Annotated in this window: 8 protein-coding genes; 7 read left to right on the top strand and 1 reads right to left on the bottom strand. The window is 64.2% G+C overall.

Annotated features, from left to right (window positions below):
• Nucleotides 1-17: 17 nt before the first annotated feature.
• Genes otsB through AAG591_RS14000 form a run of 3 tightly spaced genes read left to right on the top strand, consistent with a single transcriptional unit; the run spans nt 18 to nt 3,927 of the window.
• A complete protein-coding gene (gene otsB, locus AAG591_RS14010; RefSeq protein WP_342532038.1) occupies nt 18-752 on the top strand; it encodes a trehalose-phosphatase in 735 nt (244 codons plus the stop codon).
• Complete coding sequence (locus tag AAG591_RS14005; RefSeq protein ID WP_342532037.1) at nt 749-2,545, top strand: glycoside hydrolase family 15 protein; 1,797 nt, start codon at nt 749-751, stop codon at nt 2,543-2,545. Before otsB ends, AAG591_RS14005 begins: the two co-directional genes overlap by 4 nt.
• Nucleotides 2,542-3,927 (top strand): alpha,alpha-trehalose-phosphate synthase (UDP-forming), encoded by a 1,386-nt coding sequence (locus AAG591_RS14000; RefSeq protein ID WP_342532036.1) that lies wholly within the window; start codon nt 2,542-2,544, stop codon nt 3,925-3,927. The genes AAG591_RS14005 and AAG591_RS14000 overlap by 4 nt, the downstream gene beginning before the upstream one ends.
• A 9-nt stretch (nt 3,928-3,936) precedes the next feature.
• Here the strand turns inward: AAG591_RS14000 and AAG591_RS13995 are convergent, their stop codons facing one another.
• Entirely contained in the window at nt 3,937-4,617 is a 681-nt protein-coding gene (locus AAG591_RS13995; protein WP_342532035.1) for a queuosine precursor transporter, read from the bottom strand.
• Between the two features lie 137 nt (nt 4,618-4,754).
• Here AAG591_RS13995 and AAG591_RS13990 point away from each other — a divergent pair, with 137 nt between their 5' ends.
• The 4 genes from AAG591_RS13990 to AAG591_RS13975 all read left to right on the top strand — a co-directional run bounded on the left by AAG591_RS13990 (nt 4,755) and on the right by AAG591_RS13975 (nt 10,680).
• Entirely contained in the window at nt 4,755-6,065 is a 1,311-nt protein-coding gene (locus AAG591_RS13990) for a NupC/NupG family nucleoside CNT transporter (RefSeq protein WP_342532034.1), read from the top strand.
• A 16-nt stretch (nt 6,066-6,081) separates the two neighbouring features.
• A complete protein-coding gene (locus tag AAG591_RS13985) occupies nt 6,082-7,011 on the top strand; it encodes an isopenicillin N synthase family dioxygenase (protein WP_342532033.1) in 930 nt (309 codons plus the stop codon).
• Nucleotides 7,012-7,255: 244 nt separating this feature from the next.
• Nucleotides 7,256-9,787: a TonB-dependent receptor gene (locus tag AAG591_RS13980; RefSeq protein ID WP_342532032.1), complete on the top strand. Its 2,532-nt coding sequence runs from the start codon at nt 7,256-7,258 to the stop codon at nt 9,785-9,787.
• Nucleotides 9,788-9,930: 143 nt separating this feature from the next.
• Entirely contained in the window at nt 9,931-10,680 is a 750-nt protein-coding gene (locus tag AAG591_RS13975) for an energy transducer TonB (protein ID WP_342532031.1), read from the top strand.
• The last annotated feature ends 16 nt before the right edge of the window (nt 10,681-10,696 follow it).

Below are 10,696 nucleotides of genomic sequence, written 5' to 3'. Positions count from 1 at the left end.
AGACTATGGCCGTGCGGATGGCACCGCTCGACCCTCCGCCGCGCTTGAGTGAAATCGCCGATCCGGCGCTGCTGCTCGATTTCGATGGAACGCTGGTCGATCTGGCGGAGAGCCCCGATGCGATCACCGTGCCCGACCATCTGGGCAAGGCGCTGGAGCGCAAGGCTGCCGCTATGAACGGGCGTCTCGCGATCATCAGCGGACGCTTCATCGCCGATATTCGCGGGCATCTGCCAGACTGTGCCTTGGTCATCAGCGGATCGCACGGCGCCGAAATCGAAAGCCCCGAAGGCTCGTCGGTCTCCGAACGCGAGGCTCCGCGCGTCCCCGCAACCGCACTCGCCGCCGCGCGAGACTTTGCCGCGCGCACCGAAGGGCTGCTGCTGGAAGAGAAAGCTCTCGGCCTTGGGTTCCACTACCGCGACTGCACCGACCGCGAGGACGAGGTGCGGGCCTTTGCGCAGGATCTTGCGCGCGATCACGGCCTCTTCCTGCGCGATGGCAAGATGATCCTGGAGCTTGCCACCACCGATGCGAACAAGGGCGACGGCGTGCGCGCGATCATGGCGCAACCGCCCTTCGCGGGCGCGACGCCCATCTTCATAGGCGACGACCTGACCGACGAAGACGGGTTCGCGGCGGTGAACGAACTGGGCGGTTTCGCGATACTCGTGGGCGAAATGCGGGAAACCGCAGCGCGGTATCGTTTGTTGGATGTGGCAGCGGTTCACAAATGGCTGGAGATTGAATGACACAGATTCCGCAAAGCTCGCTCGAACTATGGCCGGTCGGCAATTGCCAGGTAACCGGGCTGATCGACGAGACTGGCGGGCTGGTGTGGGGCTGCGTGCCACGGGTCGATGGCGATCCGGTGTTCTGCGCGCTGCTCAATGGCGACAAGCAGGACCAGGGCGTCTGGCGGATCGAGCTGGAGGATTTCGCCAGCGCCCACCAGGAATACCAGCGCAACACCTCGATCCTGAAAACCCGCCTCGAAGCGAAGGATGGCAGCGCGATCGAGATCATCGACTTCGCGCCGCGCTTCCGCCGCGCAGGGCGGATGTACCGCCCGGTCGCGTTCGTCCGCATCGTTCGCTGTGTCGCGGGCGCGCCGCGCATACGGGTGCGGCTCGCACCGATGAAGAACTATGGCGAGGCGCTGGCGGAAACCACCAATGGCACCAATCACATCCGCTACCTCGTCGGTCCGCAGGCATTGCGCCTGACCACCGACGCGCCGGTCGGCTACGTGCTGGAAAACCGCACGTTCCGGGTCGAAGGCGATTTGCACTTCTTCCTCGGCCCGGATGAGCCTTTCGGCGGCAATGTCGGGCGTGAGGCGGAGACGATGCTGGAGCTGACCGACCATTACTGGCGGCACTGGGTGCGCGGGCTCGCTACGGTGATGGAATGGCAGGAGGCGGTCATTCGCGCGGCGATCACGCTGAAGATCTGCCAGCACGAGGAAACCGGCGCGATCGTCGCCGCGCTGACCACCTCGATCCCCGAAGCGCCGGGCAGCGAGCGCAACTGGGACTATCGCTATTGCTGGATCCGCGACGCCTATTACACCGTGCAGGCATTGAACCGGCTGGGCGCGCTCGACGTGCTGGAAAAGTACCTCGCCTACCTGCGCAACATCGTCGACAACGCGAAGGGTGGGGCAGTGCAGCCGCTTTATTCGGTGATGGGCGAGGCACAGCTCGACGAGAGTTTCGCCGATAACCTCGCGGGCTATCGCGGGATGGGCCCGGTCAGGAAGGGCAATGCCGCCTACCACCAGGTACAGCACGACGCCTACGGCCAGATCGTGCTACCAACGGTACAGGCGTTCTTCGACCAGCGGCTTTACCGTCTGGCAGGGGAATCCGATTTCGAAAGCCTTGAAAAGGTTGGCGAAATGGCGTGGTCAATGCACGACCAGCCCGATGCAGGCCTGTGGGAATTCCGCACCCGGCAAGAGGTCCACACCTATTCTGTGCTGATGAGCTGGGCCGCATGCGGGCGCATCGCGACCGTCGCCGACCGGCTCGGCATGGTGGACAAGGCGGAGTTCTGGCGCGAGCGGGCGGCGATCATCCGTGGCAAGATCGAAGATGAGGCGTGGCACGAGGAAGGGCAGCACTATGCCTCCGCGCTCGGCGGAAGCCATCTCGACGCGAGCCTTTTGCAGATGATCGATCTCGGCTTCCTCAAGCCGGAGGACAAACGCTTTCAGCAGACGTTTGCGGCAATCGAGAAGGGGTTGAGGCGCGGCGAGCACATGCTGCGCTACGATGCGGAGGATGATTTCGGTCTGCCCGAAACCGCCTTCAACATCTGCACCTTCTGGTTGATGGAGGCACTTCACCTTGCGGGGCGCGAGGACGAGGCGCGCGCGCTGTTCGAAACGATGCTGTCGCATCGCACGAAGTCCGGCCTGCTGTCCGAAGACCTCGATTTTAACAATGGCGAACTCTGGGGCAACTTCCCCCAGACGTACTCTTTGGTGGGTATCATCAACTGCGCCACGCTGTTGTCCAAACCATGGAGCGTCATCCGATGAGCCGCCTGATCGTCGTATCGAACCGAGTATCCATCCCCAAGGCGCGGGGTGCGGCCGGGTCGCAGGGCGGGCTGGCGGTGGCGCTGGGCTCTGCCTTGCGCGAACGGCGCGGGATATGGTTCGGATGGTCGGGCGAGGAGACGAAGAAATTCTCCGGCCATCTCGACATGCAGAAGAACCATGGCGTGACCACCGCGACGATCGACCTCGAGCCGCAGGACGTCGAGGAATATTACAACGGCTACGCCAACCGCACGCTGTGGCCGCTGTTCCACTACCGGATCGATCTGGCGGAATATGAATCGGGCTTCGGCAAGGGATACGAGCGGGTCAACCAGCGTTTTGCCGACAGCCTCGGCCCGCTGATCGATCCCGAAGACGTGGTCTGGGTGCACGACTATCACCTGATCCCGCTGGGTGAGCGGCTGCGCGCGCGCGGCAACAAGAACCGCATCGGCTTCTTCCTCCACATCCCCTGGCCGCCGCGCAATCTGCTGGTCGCGCTGCCGTTCCACGAACGGCTGGTGCAGACCATGCTCGCCTACGACCTGATCGGTTTCCAGGACGAGGAATCGGTCGACAGCTTCCTCGGCTATTGCCGCAAGGAATTGCAGGCGGATGTCGCCGACGACGGCACCGTGACCTATGATGGCCGCTCGGTGAAAGTCGCTGCCTTCCCTATCGGGCTCGACTACGACGAATTCCTCGAAGGGGGCGAAAGCGGCGTCTCGCGCCAGGCGGAACAGCGGATGCGTTCCAGCTCGCGCTATCGCAAGGTCATCATCGGGGTCGACCGGCTCGACTATTCGAAAGGCCTGCCCGAACGCTTCGATGCGCTAGGGCGTTTCTTCGATACCTATCCCGAGCGGGTGAAGGAAACGCTCTACGTCCAGATCGCGCCACCGTCGCGGCAGGACGTTGCGACCTACCAGCGTATCCGCAACACGCTGGAACAGAAGGCGGGGCAGATCAACGGAGAGCGATCCGAGGTCGACATGGTGCCGATTCGCTACGTCAACCGCGGCTATTCCCGGCAGGAACTGTTCGGCATCTACCGCTCCGCCCACGTCGGGCTGGTGACGCCGCTGCGCGACGGGATGAACTTGGTCGCCAAGGAATATATCGCCGCGCAGGACCCGGACGATCCCGGCGTGCTCGTCCTTTCGCGCTTCGCCGGCGCGGCCGAGCAGCTGAACCTAGATGGAGAGGGCGCGCTGCTGATCAATCCCTACAGCATGGAAGAAACCAGCGAGGCGATCCGCGCCGCGATCGACATGCCGCTGGAAGAGCGCAAGGCGCGCTGGGAGAAGCTGAACGAAGTGGTCAGGACCACCACGGTCGAGCGGTGGCGCGAGAATTTCGTCGAAGCGCTGAGCGCCTGACCGGCCGGCCTAGTCCGCCGCGAGCGGTGTGCGTCCGTCGCCCGCCAGCCGCACCAGCAGCAGGATGATGAGCGGGACCAGCACAAGGCTCAGCACGACCTTGGCGAGCGCCTGCCCGATCAGCAGCGGCACGATGTCGAACTGGCCGTAGAATGCGACCGTGATGAAGATCACCGTATCGACAGCCTGGCTGATCGCAGAAGCGAACCCGCCGCGCAGCATCATCCATACACCGCCGCCATCGCCGGTTCCGCGCAGCCGTTCGAACAGCCAGACGTTGAGAAACAGCGAAACGCCATAGGCGATCGGCCCGGCGATCATGATTCGCCCGGTCTGGCTCAGCACGGTTTCGAAGGCGGCAAGATTTTCGGCGGGCATCTGCGGGCTGGGCGGGAAGGCAAGCACCACCTGGATCAGCAGGATCGACAGCCCGAGCGGGGCAAAGCCCCAGAAGACCAGCTTGTTCGCAGCGCTGCGCCCGTAAACCTGCGCGATGGCGCTGGAGATCGCGACCAGCATCAGGAAGGCGAAGATCCCCGATTCGACCGCCAGAGTCGTAAAACCCAGCGGCAGCGCGATCTGCTTGAAGCCGAGCACGCCCGCCAGCACCGTCATCCCGCCGTAAAGCAGCGCATAGACGAAGAGCGGACGGGGAATCGCCGTGGTCGGCGCGGAAGGTGTGTGGTCCATCGACATCCGCTTATGATCCGGCAGGGCAAAAGAAAAGGGAAGACGGCGGGAACCGGTTCTCCGGCTGTGAATTGACTACCTCCGCCGAACAGGCGAAGGAGGCGGTCTCTTCCCGCAGACGACCCGAAAGCCATTTAATGCCGCCAGTGCTCGCCAGCCTGCTTGGGATCGTTGCGATCCTCGCCTTTGCCTTCCTGATTTCCAACGCCAAGACCAAGATTCGATTGCGCGTCGTCGTTTCTGCCTTCGCGCTTCAGGCGCTGCTGGCCTTCCTGATCCTGCGCACATCCGGCGGACGCATGGTGATCCGCGAGATGAGCAACGGCGTCGCCGCGCTGCTTTCCTATGCGGATGCGGGCACCGCCTTCCTGTTCGGGGCGGACAATCCGTTGCAGAACACCTTTGCGCTCGGTGCGCTGCCGGTGATCGTGTTCTTCGCCGCGCTCGTTTCGATTCTCTACCATCTCGGCATCATGCAGGTGGTGGTGCGCTGGCTGGGCGGGGCGATCGGCTTCGTGACCGGGATCAGCAAGGTCGAGGCGCTGGGGTCGGCGGCCAACATCTTCGTCGGCCAGTCGGAAAGCCCGCTGGTGGTGCGCCCCTATCTCGCCGCGCTTTCCCCCAGCCGCCTGTTCACGCTGATGACCGTCGGCATGGCAGGCGTCGCGGGCACGATCCTGGCGGCCTATGCCGGGCTGCTGGGCAATGAATATCTGCCTTTCCTGCTCGCCGCGGCTTTCATGTCCGCACCCGGCGGCATCCTGATGGCCAAGATCATCATGCCCGATGTCGCGGACGCTTCTCCCGAGGCGGAAGGCGAACTCGCCCTGCCGCGCGGCCGCGTCAGTGCCGAAGGGCCCGCCGCCATCAAAGAAGGCACGGCGCACGAAGTGGAAGTTGCCGAGGCTTTCGAGGATGGGGAGCGTCCCGCCAACGTGATCGAGGCCGCGGCACAGGGCGCGCAGACCGGCGTAAAGCTGGCGGTTGCGGTCGGCGCGATGGTGCTGGCGTTCGTCGCGCTGGTCGCGCTTGCCAATGGTCTGCTCGGCTGGGCGGGCAGCTGGTTCGGATATAGCGACCTTTCGTTCCAGCACCTGCTCGGTTTCGTTTTCGCCCCGATCATGTGGCTGATCGGCGTGCCGTGGGAAGATGCGGGTGTCGCAGGTGGCCTGTTCGGCACGAAGATCGTGCTCAACGAATTCGTCGCCTTCATCGAGCTGGGCCAGATCGGTGCGGCGGATATTTCCGAGCGAACCCGTGCGATCATCACCTTTGCGCTGTGCGGCTTCGCCAACTTCAGCTCCATCGCGATCCAGATGGCGGTAACCGGCGGACTTGCGCCGAATCAACGCCCGGTGATCGCCAAGCTGGGCATTCGCGCGCTGATCGCCGGATCGCTCGCCAACCTCATGAGCGCGGCGCTCGCCGGGCTCTTCCTTCCTGCCTGACCAGAGCCTTTCTCCCATGTCCGACATTGCTTCCGTCTCGCTCGACAACCCGCTCGAAGACATTGCCCGCGAGCTGGGCGACAGCTTCGCCGAGTTCGGTTTCGCCATCGTCCGCGATCATGGCGTGCCCGACGATCTGATCGCGCGCGCCGAAGAGGCGAGCCGCGCGTTCTTCGCACTGCCCGAGGAAACCAAGCGCGCCTACAAGATCGCCGGGATCGGCGGCGCGCGCGGCTACACGCCGTTCGGGCAGGAGCAGGCGAAGGATGCCGCCATCTTCGACCTGAAGGAATTCTGGCATGTCGGACGCGACCTGGCGCCCGATCACGCGCTGGCCGAATTCATGGAGCCCAACGTGTGGCCCGCCGAAGTGCCCGAATTCGAATCGGTCATGCGCGAGCTCTACGATTCGCTGGAAGCGAGCGGGCGGCGCGTGCTTTCGGCCATTGCGATCCATCTGGGCGAAGACCGGCATTTCTTCGATTCGACGATTGAGGACGGCAATTCGGTGCTGCGCCTGCTGCGCTATCCGCCGCTGCCCGAGGACGCGCCCGATGGTGCGATCCGCGCTGCGCCGCACGGCGATATCAACGCGATCACACTGTTGCTGGGTGCCGAAGAGGCCGGCCTCGAATTGCTGAGCCGCAAGGGCGAGTGGCTGCCGGTCAGCCCGCCGCCGGGCGCGCTGGCGGTCAATATCGGCGACATGCTCGAACGCCTGACGAACGGTCGGTTGCGGTCGACGACGCACCGGGTCGTGAACCCCGCAGGCGATGCCGTGCGCCGGGCACGCTATTCAATGCCCTTCTTCCTCCACTTCCGGCCCGATTACCTGATCGATCCGCTGCCCTCGTGCGTGGCGGATGGCGAAAAGGAGAATGCGCCCGAACCGATTCTGGCGCATGATTTCCTGATGCAGCGATTGCGCGAGATCAAACTCGTCTGAGGGGCCCGGTTCCCGGTAAAAGCGCCGCGAAAATACGTTTACCGGGCTTATGTTGCAGTGCGGCAACACCTGTAGCCCGCAGGTTTCCGCGATTTTCATAGGCGTTGCATAAACTGCAACACTCGGCGCTGTTTGCGTAATTTTCCTGTCATATTACTCCTCTTAGGCGCCCTCGACCGGCCCACGAGGGGCTTGGCCCAGTTTCCGTATCTACCACGCATCAGACGCTCAAAAGGGGTGATCCATGAAGCTCAAGTATCTGCTGGCAACCAGTGTTGTCGGCCTCACCGCCGCAGCCGCTGCGGCTCCGGCCTACGCCCAGTCGACCGGCTCGGTCGATTTCGATGACGACAGCGTCATCATCGTCACCGGCAACCGCTCGACCGATGTCGCCGGTGTCGACATCCCCGATTCGCCCAAGGCGAAGGTGCAGATCGATTCCGAACTGATCGGTCGCCAGGCCCCCGGCCAGACGATCAACGACACGCTGAACCTGGTTCCGGGCGTCAGCTTCCAGAACGACGACCCGTTCGGTTCGCTGGGCGGCACCTTCTCGATCCGCGGCTTCTCGTCGGACCGTATCTCGCAGACCTTCGACGGCGTTCCGCTGAACGACTCGGGTAACTACGCGCTCTACACCAACCAGATGCTCGACCCCGAAATCATCGAGTACGCGACGGTGACCCTCGGCTCGACCGACGTCGACAGCCCGACCGCGGCAGCCGCCGGCGGCACGATCAACATCCGTTCGAAGAACCCGGACGAAGAGTTCGGCGTGATGGCCAGCATGACCTACGGCAACATCATTGCCCGCGGCAGCTCGTTCGAACGCCCGATGTATCGCGCATTCGGCAAGATCGAAACCGGCGAACTGACCTCGGGCGGTCTGCGTGCCTACGTTACCGCTTCGAAGACCCAGAACGACTCGGTTTTCTCGAACTACGGCGGCGTCGACAAGCAGCAGTACAACGCCAAGCTTTTCCAGCCGATCGGCACCAATGGCGACTTCATCTCGATCGCCGGCCACTACAACGAAAACCGCAACAACTTTAACGGTTCGCCGGCCTTCTTCGGTGGCGTCCCCGGCTATTCGATCCAGGATCCGGAAGACCGCTTCTACAACCTGTACGACGGCACTCCGTGTACCCTCGTCGCCGGCACCAACGGCGTGAAGGACCGCTACAACTCGTGCGGCACCCCGTTCGAGCGTCGCTACAACCCGTCGAACACCGGCAACATCCGCGGCAGCTCGCGCTTCTCGATCACCGACTCCCTGACGCTGACGGTCGACCCGAGCTACCAGTACGTGAAGGCAAATGGCGGCGGCACCTCGATCGGCTATGAAGGCCTGTCGCAGGACGGTTTCACCGGCGGCGAATACGTCACCGATGTCCGTAACCCGCAGCGCAGCACCCGCTCGACGCAGTACTACTACTTCGGCGGCGTCGATCTGAACGGCGACGGCGACACGCTGGACTATGTGACGATTTCGTCGCCGAGCCAGACCGTGACCAATCGTTACGGCGTGATCGCCAACCTGATCTACGACATCACCGAAGGTCAGCGCGTTCGTATCGCTTACACCTTCGACCGTGCGCGTCACCGCCAGACCGGCACCGCGGGTGCGCTGGCCTTCAACGGCGAACCGCTGGACGTCTTCGCGATCAACGATCCGCTGCTCGACGCCAACGGCGTTGCTCCGCAGAAGCGTAACCGCAAGTCCTTCGCGACCCTGAACCAGGTTTCGGCGGAATATCGTGGCGAATTCGGCGGCCTCGTGGCCACGCTGGGTCTGCGCGCGCCGTTCTTCACCCGCGATCTGGATCAGTACTGCGTCACCACCGATGGTGAGGGCAACGTGAACTGCATCAACGGCGATGCCGATATCGCTGCCTATGTGGCCGCGAACACCGACACCGTTGCGCCGACCTCGGCCAAGTTCAAGTACGACAAGCTGCTGCCGAACGTGGGCCTGACCTACAACCTGACCCCGGCATTCAGCGTCTTCGGCAGCTACGCGCAGAACCTGTCGGTTCCGGGCACCGATGCGCTGTACGGTGCGCTCTACACGGGCGTCGCGCCGATCCCCGAAACGTCGGACTCGTTCGATGCGGGCGTGCGTTACCAGACCGGTACCGTCCAGGCTCAGCTCTCGGGCTGGTTCAACCAGTACCAGAACCGTCTGCGCGCGGCGTATGACGAAGCGACCCAGACCACGAGCTACGTGAACCTGGGCAAGGTCGAAAAGTACGGTGTCGACGGCAGCATCGCCTTCCAGCCGATCCGTGCGCTGTCGCTCTATGTCTGGGGTTCGTACCTCGTTTCGGACATCAAGAACGACGTCCTTGCGGGCAGCGTTTGCGATCCCGACGATGTGACCGACGGCTTCTGCTACAACCAGGGCGGCGCCGGCTACTACACCACCGAAGGTAACCGCGAAGCGGGTGCGCCGGAATACACCGCCGGTGCCCGCGCCCAGGGCAACCTCGGCCCGGTCGAGCTCGGCTTCCAGGTCAAGCGTACCGGCCAGCGTTGGCTGAACGACATCAACACCGTCGCGCTGCCGGCCTACACCACTGCCGATGCAGACGTCCGTGTGAACCTCGGGTACTTCGAAGAGAACCTCGACAAGGCCTATTTCCAGGTCAACTTCACCAACATCTTCGACGAAGTCTACGTTGGCGGCACGCGCGGCTACGACATCGCGACGACTGGCGACTACGTGAACATCGGCCCGCCGCGGGCATTCACCGCCTCGCTGATCTGGGGCTTCTAATCCGGCAGGGCGCTGCGTAGCGGCGCCCGCGGATCTGAGCAAAAAGCGGCGGCCTCCCCCCTGTTGAACGGGGTGGGAGGCCGCCGTTTTCTTTTGCATCGCCCCAGCGGAACCGCGCACCGGCCCGCCGAGTTTTACCGGGCATGGACGACGCGCGTGGTTTTTCCGATGCCGGTAGACGGCCCAGCTGGCCCGTACTGGCGGGCATCGTGCTGCTCCACGTAGCGCTGCTCTACGGCCTGATCCAGGCTTTCGCGCCCGATCTGGTGGCGCGCACCCTCGGCAATCCGATGGCGACCTTCGATGTCGACCTGCCGCCGCCGCAACCGAGCCCGACCCCCGAGGAATCGAAAGCGCCCGGCCCGCCAGAGGATGAGGCGGGGGCAGAGGGCGATCCGGGCAAGCGTGCCAAACCGAAAGAGGTCGTCGCCCCCCAACCGCCGATCCCCATTCCCAGCCGCAGCCCCGCCCCGCGCGCGGCATCGACCGGCTCGGCCAACCAGTCGGGTGCCGCCGATAGCGGCGACGGCACCGGCGCGTCCGGAAGCGGCGAAGGTACGGGTGCGGGCGGCGCAGGGCAGGGCAGCGGAGGCGGCGGTGTGGCGACCAAGCCGGTCCTCACCCGCTCGATCAGCGACGTATCCCTTTTCGAGATACCTGCAGGCGGCCGCGAAGCGCGCATCGGCACGCGCACCATCGTCGTGCTTGGGGTGTCGGCCCAAGGCCGCGTGACGAGCTGCCGGGTGTCACGATCCAGCGGCTTCCCCAGCACCGACGCAAAAGTGTGCGAGCTGTCCTACGACCGGATCCGCTTCGATCCGGCGCGCGATTCGGCGGGCAACCCGGTGCCCGCCCAATTCTACTACCAGCAAACCTATTTCGAACGTCGCTAGCGTGGGTCTGGCGGCT

Source organism: Citromicrobium bathyomarinum (genome assembly GCF_038594485.1).
GTDB lineage: Bacteria > Pseudomonadota > Alphaproteobacteria > Sphingomonadales > Sphingomonadaceae > Alteriqipengyuania > Alteriqipengyuania bathyomarina_A.
This window is presented reverse-complemented; position numbering and strand designations above follow the sequence as displayed.

Coding starts and splice junctions, on each gene's coding strand:
- AAG591_RS13990 (WP_342532034.1), top strand. CDS start 4,755: ATGCCGCCAGTGCTCGCCAGCCTGCTTGGGATCGTTGCGATCCTCGCC.
- otsB (WP_342532038.1), top strand. CDS start 18: ATGGCACCGCTCGACCCTCCGCCGCGCTTGAGTGAAATCGCCGATCCG.
- AAG591_RS14000 (WP_342532036.1), top strand. CDS start 2,542: ATGAGCCGCCTGATCGTCGTATCGAACCGAGTATCCATCCCCAAGGCG.
- AAG591_RS13985 (WP_342532033.1), top strand. CDS start 6,082: ATGTCCGACATTGCTTCCGTCTCGCTCGACAACCCGCTCGAAGACATT.
- AAG591_RS13975 (WP_342532031.1), top strand. CDS start 9,931: ATGGACGACGCGCGTGGTTTTTCCGATGCCGGTAGACGGCCCAGCTGG.
- AAG591_RS13980 (WP_342532032.1), top strand. CDS start 7,256: ATGAAGCTCAAGTATCTGCTGGCAACCAGTGTTGTCGGCCTCACCGCC.
- AAG591_RS13995 (WP_342532035.1), bottom strand. CDS start 4,617: ATGGACCACACACCTTCCGCGCCGACCACGGCGATTCCCCGTCCGCTC.
- AAG591_RS14005 (WP_342532037.1), top strand. CDS start 749: ATGACACAGATTCCGCAAAGCTCGCTCGAACTATGGCCGGTCGGCAAT.